We start from the raw sequence: 15,669 nt of genomic DNA, 5'->3' as shown, positions 1-15,669 counted from the left end.
GCGATGCTCTCTCTGTCTGGACCACGCATTCTAGGATGGGCGGTCGGCGTGGCACGGTGGGCGATCTCACAGCCCCGCCTCGCGGCGCCGGAACCAGCCGGTGAGCGAGCGCCGCTCGCGCAGCGCCGGCAGGACCTCGTGTTCGAACCGTTCGGAGCGGAACAGCACCAGCGTGCCACCGGTGGGCTGCACGTCCTCGAACCGCTCATCTGCGGTATAGAGCCGCAACTGCCCGCCATGTTCCGCCCGCCAGTCGTCCGGGTTCAGGTACAACACCAGCGTGATGGCCCGCGTGTCCTGGCCGCGGTGCTGGTCCAGGTGGCGCTGATAGCGGGCTCCAGGCGGATAGGTGGCGAAATGGCACTCCAGGTGCGCCAGGCCCAGGAACAATTCACGATTCAGCGTCTGGCGCAGCGCCTCCAGCCGCGCCATCACCGGCTGCAGCGCCGGGTCGCCCTCGTCCAGCCACAGCACGCTGTCGCCACGGATGGCGGCATCCACGGTGTGGCCGTCCGCCCGCCCCACCCCGGCACGCTGGAAGCGGGGCGCGCGGGCCTGGGCGCAGGCCGCCAGCGCCGCGGTCTCAGCGGTCGACAGAAAACCCGGCTGCACCGCCCAGCCGGCGCGGGCCAGCTTATCGACGACGTCGTCGTATCCAGTCACGCACGGTCTCCAGGTTGTCCGGCGGTGCCTCGGCCGGCGCGACGGGCTCGGGCAACGGCGCCTCGGCGCGCGGCGGCAGCAGGAAATCGCCCGGCCGGGTCAGGAAATGCCGGACCAGCTTGCCCAGCAGCGGGCGCGTGGCGCGGAAATTGAGCTTGCGCGAGCGCAACGCCACCCACAGCGCCAATCCAAAGCTGACGGCAAGATTGGTCAGCCCGATCAGCGCGATGCCGGCCAGCGAGATCAGCACCACGCCGGGATCCAGCTGGAAATCGAACGACACCGCCGCATACGACAGGTAGGCCGACGAGAAGGTGATATGGCGGATATCGACCGGCAGCCCCACCAGCACGCCGATGGTACCGATAGTGCCCAGCATCATGCCGAAATAGAAGTTGCCGGCCAGCGCCCCCAGGTTGTGCTCGATATAGCCGGCCAGCCGGCGGGTGCGGCGCTCGCCGATGAGCCGGTTGAGCCAGGGCAGCGCGGCGACGCGGTCGGGGATCTTGTTGTAGATGGACTTGTTGTCGTAGTAGCCCGAGATCAACCCGGCGAGGAACAGGCACACGCCGGCAATGCCGGCATGGAACAGCGCCAGGCTCGCGATCGGTGACAAATCGTGCAACAGGCGCTGCGCCTTGGCCGCATCCACCACCGGCACGCCCAGCAGCGTCTTCCACGCCAGTGCGATGCCCAGTGCGAACGGCATCACGATAAGCACGTTGCCCAGGATGGCGATGAACTGGGTGCGGATCACCTTCACGATCAGCAGCGCCAGCTCGTCCAGGTCCAGCTGCCTCCTACCGCCCTGGGCGCTCTGCTGGTGGATCGAGGCGGCGATCTTGGCCGCCGTCATCGCCGGCTGCTTGGTGGCGATGGTGAAATGCAGCATGTGGATCAGCATGAAGCCGAGCGCGTAGTTGAGCCCGAATGCCAGCGCCTCGAGCAGCAACGGCAGGTGGGCCTTGCCGGTCAGCAGCTTGAACAGCGACATGAAGCCGACGATGAAGCCGGCGCCTGCGGCCGACTTGAACATCGCCACCCATTCACGCCGGCTTTCGGCAATGTAGTGCTCGCCGGTGCGGCTGGCGTGGTCGGTCACCTGCAGCGCCAGCAGTTCGGTGTTCTCCGAGAACACGTCACGGATGCGGTGTTTTCGGTTCTCGGCACGTACCAGCTCGATCATCACCGTCAGCAGGCGCTCGGCGTGCGCTTCACGGTCACCGTCCGGGTCGATCAGGTCGAGCAGCAGCTTGATGCGCTCGATATGCTGGCGGATGCGGATCAGCAGATAGGTGAGGCTGACCGACACCCCCTGGCGCGCCGCGCTCCTGCGTACCTTGGCGATCTGCGCCTCGCACTGGTCCAGCAGCACCAGGATCTGCGCATCGTCGTCCTTGGGCAAGGTGGCGTCGATCATCGCCGCGCGATAGCGCTCGATGTACGCCAGGGTTTCGATGTTCTGGTGCACGAACGGCGATTCGAAGCGCTGCACCTCCGGGCAGTTGCGCACGATCTCCGGCTCCAGGCCGATCGCAGCAAGGCGGCACGACAGGATCTGGATCGCCTCCAGCATCTGCAGCCGGGTGCGGGCGATGCTGTCCCGGTCGCGCTCTTCGTCGAAGTGCAGCGCGCGGCCCAGTTCGTACCAGTGTTCACGCGGTACCGCCGCCAGCCATTCGTGGTCGTCCGGCGCGCTGAAGATCTCGCCGAAGCGGTCCTTGAGCGACTGCGGGTCGGGCACCGGCGGCAGCAGCCGCTCACCGATACGGCGGCGCAGCGTGGCAAAGAATGTCTCGTTGGACAGGATGCCGGTCTCGGTATAGAGCGGCACCTGCCGGCAGCTGGAGATCAGGTGCAGCAAGGCGCGGCGCAGCGCCTGGCGGTATTCCGGGTGCAGCTCCAGCAGGTAGCACAGCGCCTGCACGCCGTTGATCGCGGCACGCCCGTCGCGCGCGCGCGCCGGGCGCAGCTGGCGGATCAGCGCGGCCAGCAACCCGATCAGTTCGGCGTCCGCCGCGGTCGTCATCTCATGCAGGATGGCCTGCATCACGCTCCTTCATTCACTCACACAGCACTCAGGAGGCGCCGCATCAGGCGCCCGGCCTCGTCGGCATAACCGCCGCCGAAGAGGTTGAAGTGATTGAGCACGTGATAGAGGTTGTACAGGTCGCGCCGCACCGGGTAGCCGGCATCCAGGGGCCAGGCCGCACGGTAGGCGTCATAGAAGCGGTGGCCGAAGCCGCCGAAAAGCTCGGTCATCGCCAGGTCCACCTCGCGGTCGCCGTAGTAGCAGGCCGGATCGAACAGCACCGGCGCATCGGCAGCGAGGAAGCCGACGTTACCCGACCACAAATCCCCGTGCAAGAGCGATGGTACGGGCTGATGGCTGGTGAAAAATGCCGGCAGCGCCGCCAGCAGCGCCTCGGCCTCGCGAAAGCGCCGCCCGCGCCGCGCGGCCAGTTGCAGCTGCACGCCCAGGCGCCGCTCGCGCCAGAACGCCACCCAGTCCGACGACCAATCGTTGTGCTGTGGCGTGCTGCCGATGGTGTTGTCGCGCAGCCAGCCGAATTGCGCATGCGCTGCGCGATGCAGCCGCGCCAGCGCCTCGCCCAACGCTGCCTCGTCGCCGCCAGGCACCAGCGGCAGCCATTCGAGCACCAGGAACGCCTGCCCGCCGGCCACGCCCTGCGCGATCGGACGTGGCACCCGCAGATAGGGCGCGAGGGTGGCAAGGCCCGCTGCCTCGGCCTCGAACATCGCCGTCCGGTCGGCGCTGTTGAGCTTGACGAAGAACGGCCCGGCCGCGCTGTCCACCCGGCAGGCCCGGTTGATGCTGCCGCCACCGACGGCACGCGGCGCTGCCAACATCAGCGACTGCCCGAGCGCGGCCGAGACGGCCGCGGCGATCTCCTGCCACATATTGCTTTCCCGTCGTCCCGATATGCGCAGGGTAGCGGGATGACGGCCACGGCGACACCGCGACGGTGCGTGCTCCTGTGCCGACGCAAGCCGGGTTCGATCCCGGCCGGCTATTGCGCGAAGCGCAGCGACGCCGGATAGGGAAAGAAATCCTCGACGATGCCGGCCTCGATACGTGCCTTGGTGCGTTGCCAGAACTCGGGCTGCAGGAGGTCGGCGTGGTATTTCATGAACGCCTCGCGGATCTGCGGCCGGGTCAGCAGGAAGGTGCCGAACTCCTCGGGATAGACCTCGTTCCTGTGCCCGGCGAACCACGGCTCGCCCGACAGCTCGTATTCGGGCGCCAGCGGCGGCGGGATACGCCGGAAATCGCAGTCGGTCATGTACTCGATCTCGTCGTAGTCGTAGAACACCACCCGCCCGGCCCGGGTGATGCCGAAGTTCTTGAACAGCATGTCACCCGGAAAGATGTTGGCGATCGCCAGCTCGCGCAGCGCGTTGCCATAGTCGCGCACCACGCTGTCCACCACCTCGGGCACACCGCTATCGAGCAGCAGGTTGAGCGGCATCATGCGCCGCTCGATGTACAGATGCCGGATCACCACGCTGTCGCCGTCCTCCTCCACCATCGACGGCGCCAGCGTGCGCAGCTCCTCGATCACGGCCGGATCGAAGCGCCGGCGCGGCAGTGCCACGTCCGAGAACTCCAGCGAATCGGCCATGCGCCCGACCCGGTCATGCTGCTTGACCAGGAGGTACTTGGCGCACACGGTCTGGCGGTCGACCTCCTTGGGCGGCGGGATCACATCCTTGATCACCTTGAACACGAACGGAAACGACGGCAGCGTGAACACCACCATCACCATGCCCTTGATCCCCGGTGCGAACACGAAGCGGTCGCTGCTGTGGCGCAGGTGGTGGAACAGCTCGCGGTAGAACATGGTCTTGCCCTGCTTGCCCAGCCCCAGCATCGTGTACAGCTCGGCACGCGAGACCTGCGGCAGCAGCTTTTGCAGGAAGCGCACGTAGGCGGAGGGCACTTCCATGTCGACCAGGAAATAGGCGCGCGACATCGAGAACAGGTGCCGGATGTGCTGGCGCTCGAACAGCGCGGCGTCGATGAACAGCCGGCCCCCGGCGTTGCGATGCAGCGCCAGCGCGAACGGGATCTCCAGATCGCCGTTGACCGCGCGTCCGATCAGGTAGGCCGCCTTGCCGCGATGGAACGGCGAGGTCAGCACCTGGATATGGGCGTTGAACGCCAAGCGCGGCCAGCGCCCGAGGTGCTCGCGCAGCGCGCGCAGCACCCGCTTCACATCGCGCGCCAGATCCACGAACGGCAGCGTCCAGCCGAAATCGGTCAGGATGCGCGCCACGGTCGCGCGCAGGTTGCCCGGCTGCGGGTAGTAGCTGCGGTAGGTGGGACGCTCGTCGGTCTCCAGGTATTCGGTCGAGACCGCGGGCCGGTAAAAGATGAAATCGTTGTGGAAATAGGCGCGGTGCAGGATGCGGCAGCACACCGAGTTGAAGAAGGTTTCCGCCAGCTCCGGGCGCTTGTGGTTGAGCAACAGGCCGATATAGGCCGCCTTGGCCCGCGCCCAGGCCGCATCCGGCAGCCGGTGCGCATTCAATTCCTCGGTCAGCCGCGCGATGGTCTCGTCCACCCGCGCATCGTAGAAGGCGATCCGGTCGCGCACCGCCTCGCGCTGCGCCGCCGCGTCGCCGGCCTCGAAATGCGCTTGTGCCACCTGGCTGCAGGCACGGAACAACAGATAGTGATGATCGAAACCATCCAGGATCACCCGCGCCACCAGCGCGGGCGTGGGGCTGGCTTGGGCGAGGGGCATGCCGGCGTCGGGATCAGGATGCATGGCGGGGGCGGGCAACACGGCGATGCTTTCAATTTAGCCGCGCACGCGCCACCGGCCATGGTGGTTTGCATCAATGCTGCACGCCGACCGGCAGCGGCAGCCCGGGCCAGGTTCGAGGCCGCGCCGTGACTGCCGCTCCAACGCAGGTGCGCGGTTCCGGATGGGTCGGGTTGCCGCCCTGCATCGGCGTCGATTACGGCACGGATTCGCATCACAACGCGGCTGTGACCCGCGGCGGAGCGGCGGTGCCGCACCGAACCGGCTCGGCGCAGACGTTGCAAGACGCGATTTGCCGCAAGTCAGCCGGACCATCGCGACGACGGCGCCGACTGGCGGGCTTTGGCAAGCGCAGCAGGTGCCCGTTCGGGCGCGCGCCTTCGGCCCACCGCCCACAACCAAAAGCCGGGCACCCGCTTGGCTTCTTGTCGCACCGAAACGCCGTTGCCGCCTTACTTCTTCTCGGCCGCCAGGCGGTTTTCGATGTTCCTCGCGCGATCGGCCGAGGCCGGGTGCGAGCTGAGCATGCCGTGCTCGCCGCCGCCCAGTTGTTCGAGCTTCTGGAACGCGGTGACCAGGGCTTCGCGCTTGAGCTTCTTCTCGGTGAGCAGATCGAACGAGAAGTTGTCGGCGTCCTTTTCCTGCGATTGCGAGAACTGCGCATTGATCAGGCTTTCGGTGAAGTCGCCCAGCTCAGACGACGCCAGCACCGCGGCGTTGCCATTGCTGGCGCTGGTGGCCGAGCGGGCGGCCGAGACGGCGTAGGCGGTCTGCATCGCCTTCCTGGTGTGGCCCAGCGCCACGTGGCCCAGCTCGTGGCCGATCACGCCGATCACCTCGTCGTCGTTCATCAGGTCCATCAGGCCGCTGTGGACACGGATGCAGCCGTTGGCCATCGCCCAGGCGTTCACTTCCTGCGTCAGGTAGACCTTGTAGTTGACCTTCTGGCCGTTGATCTCGCTGCCCATGGCCTTGGCGATCCTGTCCATGCGCTTGGCGTACTTGTCCTTGGCCGGCGCGATCTGTGCCTGCGAATCGCTTTGCTTGCACGCCTGATCGGTCAGGCTCTTCACATCGGCATCGGACAAGGTGGCGGCCTGCACGGCCTGCGTGCCGGCCTTGAGCATGCCACCGAGGTCGAAGGCATGGGCCTGGGCGGACAGCAGCGTGCCGGCGGCAAGGATGGCGTGGCGGATCTTCATGGCGATTTCCCCTGTTGTCGTATCGCGTGTGACTGAAAGACAAAGCGCGGCATCATACCAGAGGAGCCTGCAGATCAACATGCAACGTCAGCCAGGATTCAGCATACGTTGCCACTACCGGCGCGGCCGGGGCTGCGTGTCACTCGACGATCAGCACCAGGTTGCCGAGGTCTTCCTCGGTCTTCTGGCCTTGCGGCCAGCACACACGGGCGCGCTGGCCGATGATCTTGAGCACGCGGCCGTCGACACGCTCGCCGCCGGCAAGGCCGGCCACGCGGTTGACACGGTCGTTGACAGTGATGCGGTCGGCATTGCCACGCGACAGGGCAAGCAGGGAGGCAAGTAACGAGGTCATGATGTAGCTCCTGGGTGTTGTGTAGTATTACTACGTAATCTACTGTAGTTTTGTTTCAATTTCAAATATCCATTTCATGTAACTTTGCAACATATTGTGACGGAGGTGGCCGGATCGGCACCGCCACGCGGCGCGGTACAATGGCGCCGGCCTGTGCGACGCCCTGCCGGCGCCCCGCACGGCTCAGACCCAGGAACCCTGCGCTCATGACCGAGAAGTACGACATCCGCCCGGAGCAGTCGGTGGCGCTGCTCAAGGCGCTGCACATCCTCACGCGCGACGGCAAGCTCAACCAGGACAGCCGTCGCAAGCTCAAGCAGGTGTATCACCTGTTCAATTTCATCGAACCGCTGTTGCAGGCGTGCGTGCAGGACCAGCCCGAGCTGACGCTGGTCGATCATGGCGCCGGCAAGAGCTACCTGGGCTTCATCCTGTACGACCTGTTCTTCAAGGGACGCGCGCCGCAGGGGCGCATCTACGGCATCGAAACCCGCGACGAGCTGGTGCAGTCGTCGATGGCGCTGGCGCAGAAGCTCGGTTTCGCCGCCGGAATGCGCTTTTACAATCTGTCGGTCGCCGAATCGATCACCTCGCCGCGACTGCCGGAACGGGTGGACGTCGTCACCGCACTGCATGCCTGCAACACCGCCACCGACGATGCCATCCACTTCGCGCTGCAAAAGCAGGCCCGCCATATCGTGCTGGTGCCGTGCTGCCAGGCCGAGGTGGCCACCACGCTGAAGCAGCACAAGGCGCAGGCATTGAAGGCACCGCTGGCCGAGTTGTGGCGCCATCCCATCCACACCCGCGAATTCGGCAGCCAGATCACCAATGTGCTGCGCTGCCTGGAACTGGAGGCACAGGGCTACCAGGTGACGGTGACCGAGCTGGTGGGCTGGGAACACTCGATGAAAAACGAACTGATCATCGCCGAATACCAGGACCTGCCACGTGCACGGCCGGCCGAGCGCCGCGATGCGCTGCTCGATGCGCTGGGGCTGACAACGCTGCGCGAGCGCTTCAGCGCCAGCCGCAGCGCATGAGCGGTACACGGGCACCGCTGCACGCCGGCGGCAAATCCCGCACTCTGCGTCCGCTGGCCGCAACGGCAGCTGTGCGCCTGGCCGATGCTGTCCACAGCAGCCTCGCCCTGAGCCAGTGCCACCGGCCACACCAGCCCGGCTGTGGGCCATACCGCTGACACCCATCCACCTGATCCAGCCGGAGTCCACGCATGCCGCCTGCGGCCCCTTCCCCCAGCGCCATCGTCATCGGTGGCGGCCCCGCCGGTCTGATGGCAGCCGAAGTCCTGTTGCAGGCAGGCGTGGCGGTGACGCTGTACGACGCGATGCCCTCGGTCGGGCGCAAGTTCCTGCTGGCCGGCATCGGTGGCATGAACATCACCCATTCCGAGCCGCTGGCGCCGTTCCTGGCTCGCTACGGCACACGGCGCGCGGCGCTCGAACCCGCGATCCATGCCTTCGACCCCACGGCGCTGCGTGCCTGGCTCGCGCAATTGGGGATCGAAACGTTCGTCGGCAGTTCCGGCCGGGTGTTTCCGCGCGACATGAAGGCGGCACCGCTGCTGCGCGCCTGGCTGCAGCGACTGCGGCATGCCGGACTGAATCTGCAGGTGCGCCATCGCTGGCTGGGCTGGAACGATGACGGCACGCTGCGCTTTGCCGGTCCGGCGGGCGAAATCGCCGTGCACGCCGACGCCACCGTGCTGGCGCTGGGCGGCGCAAGCTGGAAGAAGCTGGGTTCGGACGGGGCCTGGCTGCCTTGGCTTGCCGCGCGCGGCGTGGAGACCACGCCGCTGCAGCCCAGCAATTGTGGTTTCGAGGTGGACTGGCAACCGCTGTTTGCCGACAGGTTCGCCGGCTGCCCGCTCAAAGCGGTAGGCGCGCGGTTTACCGATGGCAATGGCCAGGTCTGGCAACGGCAGGGGGAATTCGTGATCAGCCGTTATGGGGTCGAAGGCAGCCTGATCTATGCCTGCTCCGCCGCACTGCGTGACGAGATCGCCGCGCGCGGCAGTGCCATGCTTCATCTGGACCTGCTGCCCGGACGCGACGCGGCCCGGGTGGCAGCCGAACTGGCGGCACCACGCGGCGCCGACTCAATGACCAACCATCTGCGGCGCAAGCTGGGATTGACGGGGGTGAAGGCAGCGCTGCTGCGCGAATGCCTGCCCAAGACCGTGTTCTCGGACATGGGCGCGCTGGCTGCCGGCATCAAAGCGCTGCCGCTGCGGTTACGGGCACCTCGCCCGATCGACGAGGCGATCAGCAGCGCCGGCGGCATCGCATTCAGTGCATTGGACAACCGGCTGATGCTGCATGCGCTGCCCGGCGTGTTCTGCGCAGGCGAGATGCTCGATTGGGAAGCACCCACCGGGGGCTATCTGTTGACCGCCTGCTTCGCCACCGGCCGGCTTGCCGGCATCGGTGCCCGCGACTGGCTGGCACGGTAAGCGCCCCCGATCAGGAACGCTGTCGCTGCGGCTCGGCAACGGCGTCGACCCGATCGGCCGCAGGACCGCACGGCCGATCCTGGAACACCGTGCCCACCACTTCGTCCTCGCACTGGTACACACGCACGGCGGCCATTTCGGTATGTTGGCTGCGCGATTGTTCGGGGGTGTCGCCCGTTTCGCTGCCGGGTGTGCCCTCGACGGCCAGCGTGCCATCGTCGACCACCGGCGCGGTTTCATCGGAAGTTGCCTCGATGTCCGCAACGGGCTGCGCCGCAAGCGCGATGCGCTGATTGGCGGCAATGACCGTGACCGGATCAGCGATCGGTGCAGGCACCCCCGAAACCAACACATCGCGCGGGTGCAGCACCTGCGGTGCATGGACCGCCACCACCGCCGGTCGCGGCTCGGGCGCGCGCCATGCGGCATTGGCCGAGAGGGTGAACAGCAAGGCGCCGGTGGCGGCCAGTGAAACCGGGGCAAGCAGCATCAGAGCAGGGCGCATGACAGCTCCTCCTGATAGGACATTGCGCCGATTGTGGCGCTGCCCTGTCATCCGACCTATCAGCCGGCCGCGCAAAAGCGCGTAGGAATCAAGCACATACTGCCACCCGTCGCGCCAGGGCTGCCGCTGTCGGCGCCCTCCGCCCCGTGGTGTTGCGATGCCGTGCACGACGCCGCCATGGCGGCGGTGTGCTCAGTAATGCGGCGGGATCTCCTCGGCCGGAGCGCGCGGTGCGGCCGGCTCGAACGACTGCAGCTGCCGGTACAGCTCGCGCAGCTGCGCCTGCAGCAGATCCAGCTGCTGCTGTTGCTGTGCCACGGTGCGGTTGAGGGTGTCGAGCAGGTCGTCCTGGAAGGCCAGCCTGATTTCAAGGTCAGTGAGACGTTGTTCCATGGCAGCTCCATCGCATGCGGCCGGATGACGGGGGACAGAGCATAGCGCGGCATGGCCCGTGCCGGGCGGCGAGTTGGTCGGCCGCGATACGCCGGCAACTGCCGGCCCGACAGCCCGTACCTGCCGGGCGGCATCCCACGCTGGTGGCGATACCCGGATGATGCTTGTCATCGGACATGTCGACCCCCTGTGTTGCGGGACATTGTCCGTTCGGGCCGGACCACCTCGCCCGACCGGGTCCGGCAGCATCCTGCCCGCATTGCGGCATGGGCCACGCACCACTGGGGGCGGCACGGCCCTGCGCGGCAGGCGGGCGGATGGCACAGGCCGGCCGGCTCTTTGAAGTTGATAATTATTCGCGTTATGATGCATGTCTCTGCGGCGGCCCCGGTCCGCCCATGCATTCCGAAGCGTTCCCCAGGAGTAGTCGTTCGATGGAAAACAACCCTTACGGCATTGCCGCCCTGTGGGCACAGGGCGATGCGGTCACGCGCGGCGTGGCGGTTTTGCTGCTGCTCATGTCGGTGGCCTCGTGGTGCGTGATCGTGCTCAAGGCTTGGCGCCTGATGCGCCTGAAGCGCCAGGCCCGCGCCGCCACCCATGATTTCTGGCACCAGCGCGATTTCGCCGCGGGCCTGGCGGTGTTGGGCGAGACCAAGGCGGACAATCCGTTCCGCAACCTGGCCGAGGAAGGCGCCGAGGCGGTGGCGCACCATGCGCACAACAAATCGGACCTGCACGGCGCGCTCAATGTGAGCGACTGGGTCACCAGCAATCTGCGGCGTGGTATCGACGATGCGGCCCAAGCGATGCAGTCGGGGCTGTCCATCCTGGCATCGGTGGGTTCGACCGCTCCCTTCGTCGGCCTGTTCGGCACCGTATGGGGCATCTATCACGCGCTCGTCAGCATCGGCGTTTCCGGTCAGGCATCGATCGACAAGGTGGCAGGCCCGGTGGGCGAAGCGCTGATCATGACCGCGTTCGGCCTGGCAGTGGCCATCCCGGCGGTGCTGGGCTACAACGCCCTGTCGCGCGGCAACAAATCGGTGCTGGCCCAGCTCAACCGTTTCGCCCACGACCTGCATGCCTACTTCATCACCGGCGCCCGCGTCGGCACCGCCTCGCCGGCGCCGACGCTGAACGTGGTCGGGGGGCGCTGAGATGGCGTTCGGCAGCCTGGATGACAGCAACGACGAGGTGATGAGCGAAATCAACATGACGCCGCTGGTCGACGTGATGCTGGTGCTGCTGATCATCTTCATCATCACCGTGCCGGTGATCAGCCATCAGGTGAAGCTTGACCTGCCGCGCGCAGCCAACCAGCCGCAGGAACTCAAGCCCGAGCATATCTCGCTGTCGATCGATGCCACCGGCCAGCGCTTCTGGAACGGCAAGCCGGTGGACGAGGCCACGCTGCAATCCCAGCTGGCTGAGGCTGCGCACAAGACGCCGCAGCCCGAACTGCACCTCGCGGCCGACCGCGAAGTACGTTATGAGGCGGTGGCGCAGACCATGGCGGCGGCCCAGCGCGCCGGCATGACCAAGATCGGCTTCGTCACCGACCCCAAGCAGCCTTGACGCACGCGCGCCGCAATCCGCGGCGCGCGCCCTTCCCGAGACAAGCAGGCCCGAACCGCTGACAACACCCGGCGCAGCGGTGCCGCGGGCAGCGCGCAACCCCCTGGACGGCGCTGAACCGGACTGCCTAGGCTGGCAGTCCCGCTGGTACGCCCGGTGTGCGCGAGCGGCCAGCCGGGTTTTGCCGGCAGCGGCCGGCCAGGTGGCAGTCATCCGCATCGGCGCATCCATACCGAATGCACAGCCACCCGTACCGGCCACGGCCTCGCTTCATCCTGACGCGTTCGATCCCTTGGCGACCAGCCATGCCGGCCAGGCACAGTGCCGCCCCCTTGACCGGCGTTTTTCATTTCCATAATAATGGAAACATGGAAAGCAAAGCCGCTGTCGCACGCCTGGCCGCGCTGGCCCAGGACACGCGCCTCTCGATCTTCCGCCTGCTGATCACTGCCGGCCCGCAAGGAATGGCCGTCGGGCGCATCGGCGAGGCGCTGGGCGTCGCCCCCGCCACGCTGTCCTTCCATCTGAAGGAGCTGGCCCGCGCCCAGCTGGTGTCGTCCCGGCAGGAAAGCCGCTTCATCTTCTACTCGGCCAACTATGCCGCGATGAACGAGCTGCTGGGCTTTCTCACCGAAAACTGCTGCGCCGGCACCGCCTGCGACGTAGCCGATGACCGTGCCAGTTGTGCCGGCAACTGCAATTGAAACCTGGAGCCCTGTCATGAAGCGTTTCCATGTCCATGTGTCGGTCGACCAGCTCGACGACAGCATCCGGTTCTACTCCGCCATGTTCAACGCCCAGCCCACGGTGCAGAAGCCGGACTACGCCAAGTGGATGCTGGAGGACCCACGCATCAACTTCGCCATCTCGCAGCGCGGTACCCCCGCCGGGGTCGATCATCTGGGCTTCCAGGTGGACAGCGATGACGAGCTTGCCGCTCTGCAGGCGCAGCTCCAAGCCGCCGACCTCGGTGTGGTGAGCGAAACAGGGACAGCCTGTTGCTATGCCGAATCGGACAAGCACTGGGTGACCGACCCCTCGGGCATCGCCTGGGAGAGCTACCGCACGCTGGCGGCCATCCCCACCTTCAACCGCGCGAGGCAGGAGAGCGAGCGTGCCTGCTGCGCGCCGTCGCAGCCCACGCTGCAAACTATCACCCCGAAAAACAGCTGCGCCCCCGGTAGCGGCTGCTGCTAACCCCGAGAGACCCCATGAGCAATCCTGTTCTCAATGTGCTGTTCCTGTGTACCGCCAATTCCGCGCGCAGCGTGATGTCCGAAGGCTGGCTCAATGTGCTGGGTGCCGGCCGCTTCAGGGCGTTCAGCGCCGGCAGCCACCCCAGCGGCCGCGTCAACCCGCATGCGATCGCGCTGTTGGGTGGCATCGGCTACGACACCAGTACGCTGCACTCGAAGTCCTGGGATGTGTTCGAAGGTGCTGAGGCACCACACATGGACATCGTGGTCACCGTCTGCGGCAACGCCAAGAACGAGGTGTGCCCGGTATGGCCTGGCCATCCGACCACCGCGCACTGGGGCTATGAGGATCCGCACGGTGAAACGGATGAGGCCGTGCGCGCCTCGTTCGAGAAGATCTTCCAGCAGATCCGCAAGCGCACCGAGTTGTTGGTCCAGGCCCCAGCGGAGCGGCTGCAGGGCGATGCGCTCAAGCAACTGGTCCGCGAGATCGGCGAAACCGCGGTGGAATAGCCATCGGCGCCTGCCTGCAGCGAAACTGGAGTCGTAGCCATGTCGACCGGATGTGAACCCACAGCATCGGCCAGCGGGATGGGGGTGTTCGAGCGCTACCTCAGTGCCTGGGTGGCGATCTGCATCGTCATCGGGGTGCTGCTGGGACAGTGGTTCCCACACGCGTTCCAGACGCTGGGCGCCTTGGAGGTGGCCCAGGTCAATCTGCCGGTCGGGCTGCTGATCTGGGTGATGATCATCCCGATGCTGCTGCGGATCGACTTCGGCGCCCTGCATCAGGTGAAGGCCCATTCGCGTGGCATTGCGGTGACCTTGGCGGTGAACTGGCTGGTGAAGCCGTTCTCGATGGCATTGCTGGCGTGGCTGTTCATCCGTGGGCTGTTCGCGCCATGGCTGCCCGCGGCCCAGATCGACAGCTATGTCGCCGGCCTGATCCTGCTGGCGGCCGCGCCGTGCACCGCGATGGTCTTTGTCTGGAGCCGGCTTACCGGCGGGGATCCGTATTTCACGCTGTCGCAGGTGGCGCTGAACGACCTGATCATGGTGTTCGCCTTCGCACCGCTGGTGGCCTTCCTGCTCGGGGTCTCCAGCATCACCGTACCGTGGGATACGCTGCTCACCTCGGTACTGCTGTATATCGTGATCCCGGTCATCCTGGCGCAGCTGCTGCGCCGGGTGCTGCTGACACGCGGCCAAGCTGCGTTCGATGCCGCGCTCGCCGCCATCGGCCCCTGGTCCATCACCGCACTGCTGCTCACGCTGGTGCTGCTGTTCGCGTTCCAGGGCGAGGCCATCCTGCGCCAGCCACTGGTGATCCTGCTGCTGGCGGTGCCGATCCTGATCCAGGTGCTCCTCAATTCGGCGCTGGCGTACTGGCTGAACCGGCAGGTGGGCGAAAAACACAGCGTGGCCTGCCCTTCCGCGCTGATCGGTGCCTCGAACTTCTTCGAGCTGGCGGTCGCCGCGGCGATTGCACTGTTCGGCTTCGAATCGGGCGCGGCGCTGGCCACCGTGGTCGGCGTGCTGATCGAGGTGCCGGTGATGCTGCTAGTGGTCAAAGTAGTCAACGCCAGCAAGGGTTGGTACGAACAGAACGTATAGACGCACGCCGGGCTGTCCCCGGTACAGCCCCACAAAAGGAAGATGCCATGTCGTCCCCGCTTGTTTCAGCCGCTCAGGCCCACGCACTTTCGCAGGCCCGATTCCTCGATGTCCGGGCCCGGTTGCAGTACGAGGCGGGGCAGATGCCTGGCGCGATCCACCTGGAACCGCGTGCATGGCGGGAGCGGGCAAGGAACCCGGCCACCGGCCTGGATCAAACCGCTTCGTGGGCGGCGGAACTGACCAGGCTCGGTCTCCATGGCCCGGCACCCGTGGTTGTGTACGACGATGGCTCGATGACCGAAGCCGCGAGGGCGTGGTTCATCCTGCAGCTGTCCGGGGTGACGGCATTCGTCGTGAATGGGGGCGCACCGGCCCTGCTCGGGACCTTCGGCAGCCACGAGGAGGCGATCGGCATCACCGCGCCGGTCAGCGCGCGGCTGGTCGAAAAGGCCGTGCTTGCCCAGCAAGTGGCAGCACGCACCGCCCGGATCTGGGATGCACGTACGCCGGCCGAATTCGAGGGCAGCAAGGCGGACAGCTACGCCAGGGGCGGACATATCCCAGGCGGCATCAACATCGATCATCGGCAATGCTTCGATGACACCGGCCTCATCAAGCCACCGCAAGCGCTGCGGGCGATCCTTTGCGCGGCAGGGTTTGATCCCGGCCAGCAGATCACCACGCACTGCGGCTCCGGCGGCCGCGGCTCGTTCGCCGGCCTCGTCGCTGCGGCAGCGGGATTCGAACAGGTCGGCGTCTACTATCAGGGCTTCAGCGAGTGGGCCGCCGACTCGACGCTTGCTGTTGAAACAGGTGCCTGAAGGCCCCTCATCCACATCCAAATACCTCTGCCCTATGCTCAACGCTCCCCAGGTACAGTCCCCCAATACGACTCGA

At 66.6% G+C, this 15,669-nt stretch carries 17 protein-coding genes; 9 read left to right on the top strand and 8 right to left on the bottom strand.

Going from position 1 to position 15,669, the window contains the following annotated elements; all coding sequences use genetic code 11:
* Window positions 1–66: 66 nt before the first annotated feature.
* From N8I74_RS02495 to N8I74_RS02470, 6 genes are all read right to left on the bottom strand, one after another.
* Complete coding sequence (locus tag N8I74_RS02495; protein WP_263125343.1) at window positions 67–663, bottom strand: 2OG-Fe(II) oxygenase; 597 nt, start codon at window positions 661–663, stop codon at window positions 67–69.
* Window positions 635–2,713: a site-specific recombinase gene (locus N8I74_RS02490; RefSeq protein WP_263125342.1), complete on the bottom strand. Its 2,079-nt coding sequence runs from the start codon at window positions 2,711–2,713 to the stop codon at window positions 635–637. Before N8I74_RS02490 ends, N8I74_RS02495 begins: the two co-directional genes overlap by 29 nt.
* Window positions 2,714–2,730: 17 nt before the next feature.
* Window positions 2,731–3,585 carry a fructosamine kinase family protein gene (locus N8I74_RS02485; protein WP_263125341.1) on the bottom strand — a complete coding sequence of 285 codons (855 nt, stop codon included), beginning with the start codon at window positions 3,583–3,585 and terminating at the stop codon, window positions 2,731–2,733.
* 110 nt (window positions 3,586–3,695) lie between these two features.
* Window positions 3,696–5,432, bottom strand: coding sequence for a bifunctional isocitrate dehydrogenase kinase/phosphatase (gene aceK / locus N8I74_RS02480; RefSeq protein ID WP_263125340.1), 1,737 nt, complete (start codon window positions 5,430–5,432; stop codon window positions 3,696–3,698).
* A 473-nt stretch (window positions 5,433–5,905) separates the two neighbouring features.
* The gene (gene loiP / locus N8I74_RS02475; protein ID WP_263125339.1) at window positions 5,906–6,655 is read right to left on the bottom strand and encodes a metalloprotease LoiP; all 750 of its coding nucleotides are present in this window, start codon (window positions 6,653–6,655) and stop codon (window positions 5,906–5,908) included.
* A gap of 139 nt (window positions 6,656–6,794) precedes the next feature.
* Window positions 6,795–7,010 carry a hypothetical protein gene (locus tag N8I74_RS02470; protein WP_263125338.1) on the bottom strand — a complete coding sequence of 72 codons (216 nt, stop codon included), beginning with the start codon at window positions 7,008–7,010 and terminating at the stop codon, window positions 6,795–6,797.
* 206 nt (window positions 7,011–7,216) lie between these two features.
* Here N8I74_RS02470 and N8I74_RS02465 point away from each other — a divergent pair, with 206 nt between their 5' ends.
* Window positions 7,217–8,053: a class I SAM-dependent methyltransferase gene (locus N8I74_RS02465; RefSeq protein ID WP_263125337.1), complete on the top strand. Its 837-nt coding sequence runs from the start codon at window positions 7,217–7,219 to the stop codon at window positions 8,051–8,053.
* Window positions 8,054–8,244: 191 nt separating this feature from the next.
* A complete protein-coding gene (locus tag N8I74_RS02460) occupies window positions 8,245–9,483 on the top strand; it encodes a TIGR03862 family flavoprotein (protein ID WP_263125336.1) in 1,239 nt (412 codons plus the stop codon).
* 10 nt (window positions 9,484–9,493) lie between these two features.
* Here N8I74_RS02460 and N8I74_RS02455 read toward each other — a convergent pair whose 3' ends face one another.
* Both N8I74_RS02455 and N8I74_RS02450 read right to left on the bottom strand, forming a co-directional pair.
* Complete coding sequence (locus N8I74_RS02455) at window positions 9,494–9,988, bottom strand: hypothetical protein (RefSeq protein WP_263125335.1); 495 nt, start codon at window positions 9,986–9,988, stop codon at window positions 9,494–9,496.
* A 192-nt stretch (window positions 9,989–10,180) separates the two neighbouring features.
* The gene (locus N8I74_RS02450) at window positions 10,181–10,381 is read right to left on the bottom strand and encodes a SlyX family protein (protein ID WP_263125334.1); all 201 of its coding nucleotides are present in this window, start codon (window positions 10,379–10,381) and stop codon (window positions 10,181–10,183) included.
* 434 nt (window positions 10,382–10,815) lie between these two features.
* Between N8I74_RS02450 and N8I74_RS02445 the strand changes: the two genes are divergently transcribed.
* From N8I74_RS02445 to N8I74_RS02415, 7 genes are all read left to right on the top strand, one after another.
* Window positions 10,816–11,541, top strand: a complete 726-nt coding sequence (locus N8I74_RS02445; protein ID WP_263125333.1) for a MotA/TolQ/ExbB proton channel family protein — start codon at window positions 10,816–10,818, stop codon at window positions 11,539–11,541.
* Window position 11,542: 1 nt separating this feature from the next.
* Window positions 11,543–11,959, top strand: coding sequence for an ExbD/TolR family protein (locus N8I74_RS02440; protein ID WP_263125332.1), 417 nt, complete (start codon window positions 11,543–11,545; stop codon window positions 11,957–11,959).
* A gap of 368 nt (window positions 11,960–12,327) precedes the next feature.
* Window positions 12,328–12,663: an ArsR/SmtB family transcription factor gene (locus tag N8I74_RS02435; protein ID WP_263125331.1), complete on the top strand. Its 336-nt coding sequence runs from the start codon at window positions 12,328–12,330 to the stop codon at window positions 12,661–12,663.
* A gap of 16 nt (window positions 12,664–12,679) precedes the next feature.
* Window positions 12,680–13,156, top strand: a complete 477-nt coding sequence (locus tag N8I74_RS02430; protein ID WP_263125330.1) for an ArsI/CadI family heavy metal resistance metalloenzyme — start codon at window positions 12,680–12,682, stop codon at window positions 13,154–13,156.
* 14 nt (window positions 13,157–13,170) lie between these two features.
* The gene (locus tag N8I74_RS02425; protein ID WP_263125329.1) at window positions 13,171–13,668 is read left to right on the top strand and encodes an arsenate reductase ArsC; all 498 of its coding nucleotides are present in this window, start codon (window positions 13,171–13,173) and stop codon (window positions 13,666–13,668) included.
* A gap of 39 nt (window positions 13,669–13,707) precedes the next feature.
* The gene (arsB, locus tag N8I74_RS02420; RefSeq protein WP_263125328.1) at window positions 13,708–14,769 is read left to right on the top strand and encodes an ACR3 family arsenite efflux transporter; all 1,062 of its coding nucleotides are present in this window, start codon (window positions 13,708–13,710) and stop codon (window positions 14,767–14,769) included.
* A 47-nt stretch (window positions 14,770–14,816) separates the two neighbouring features.
* The gene (locus N8I74_RS02415; protein WP_263125327.1) at window positions 14,817–15,593 is read left to right on the top strand and encodes a sulfurtransferase; all 777 of its coding nucleotides are present in this window, start codon (window positions 14,817–14,819) and stop codon (window positions 15,591–15,593) included.
* Window positions 15,594–15,669: the final 76 nt, after the last annotated feature.

The organism is Chitiniphilus purpureus (genome assembly GCF_025642115.1).
GTDB classification, from domain to species: domain Bacteria; phylum Pseudomonadota; class Gammaproteobacteria; order Burkholderiales; family Chitinibacteraceae; genus Chitiniphilus; species Chitiniphilus purpureus.
The sequence above is the reverse complement of the archived record's forward strand: the minus strand, read 5'-3'. Positions and strand labels throughout refer to the sequence as shown.

Excerpts from the sequence above, each read along its gene's own strand:
- N8I74_RS02490 (WP_263125342.1), bottom strand. The coding sequence starts at position 2,713 with ATGCAGGCCATCCTGCATGAGATGACGACCGCGGCGGACGCCGAACTG.
- N8I74_RS02485 (WP_263125341.1), bottom strand. The coding sequence starts at position 3,585 with ATGTGGCAGGAGATCGCCGCGGCCGTCTCGGCCGCGCTCGGGCAGTCG.
- aceK (WP_263125340.1), bottom strand. The coding sequence starts at position 5,432 with ATGCCCCTCGCCCAAGCCAGCCCCACGCCCGCGCTGGTGGCGCGGGTG.
- loiP (WP_263125339.1), bottom strand. The coding sequence starts at position 6,655 with ATGAAGATCCGCCACGCCATCCTTGCCGCCGGCACGCTGCTGTCCGCC.
- N8I74_RS02470 (WP_263125338.1), bottom strand. The coding sequence starts at position 7,010 with ATGACCTCGTTACTTGCCTCCCTGCTTGCCCTGTCGCGTGGCAATGCC.
- N8I74_RS02465 (WP_263125337.1), top strand. The coding sequence starts at position 7,217 with ATGACCGAGAAGTACGACATCCGCCCGGAGCAGTCGGTGGCGCTGCTC.
- N8I74_RS02460 (WP_263125336.1), top strand. The coding sequence starts at position 8,245 with ATGCCGCCTGCGGCCCCTTCCCCCAGCGCCATCGTCATCGGTGGCGGC.
- N8I74_RS02455 (WP_263125335.1), bottom strand. The coding sequence starts at position 9,988 with ATGCGCCCTGCTCTGATGCTGCTTGCCCCGGTTTCACTGGCCGCCACC.
- N8I74_RS02450 (WP_263125334.1), bottom strand. The coding sequence starts at position 10,381 with ATGGAACAACGTCTCACTGACCTTGAAATCAGGCTGGCCTTCCAGGAC.
- N8I74_RS02445 (WP_263125333.1), top strand. The coding sequence starts at position 10,816 with ATGGAAAACAACCCTTACGGCATTGCCGCCCTGTGGGCACAGGGCGAT.
- N8I74_RS02440 (WP_263125332.1), top strand. The coding sequence starts at position 11,543 with ATGGCGTTCGGCAGCCTGGATGACAGCAACGACGAGGTGATGAGCGAA.
- N8I74_RS02435 (WP_263125331.1), top strand. The coding sequence starts at position 12,328 with ATGGAAAGCAAAGCCGCTGTCGCACGCCTGGCCGCGCTGGCCCAGGAC.
- N8I74_RS02430 (WP_263125330.1), top strand. The coding sequence starts at position 12,680 with ATGAAGCGTTTCCATGTCCATGTGTCGGTCGACCAGCTCGACGACAGC.
- N8I74_RS02425 (WP_263125329.1), top strand. The coding sequence starts at position 13,171 with ATGAGCAATCCTGTTCTCAATGTGCTGTTCCTGTGTACCGCCAATTCC.
- arsB (WP_263125328.1), top strand. The coding sequence starts at position 13,708 with ATGTCGACCGGATGTGAACCCACAGCATCGGCCAGCGGGATGGGGGTG.
- N8I74_RS02415 (WP_263125327.1), top strand. The coding sequence starts at position 14,817 with ATGTCGTCCCCGCTTGTTTCAGCCGCTCAGGCCCACGCACTTTCGCAG.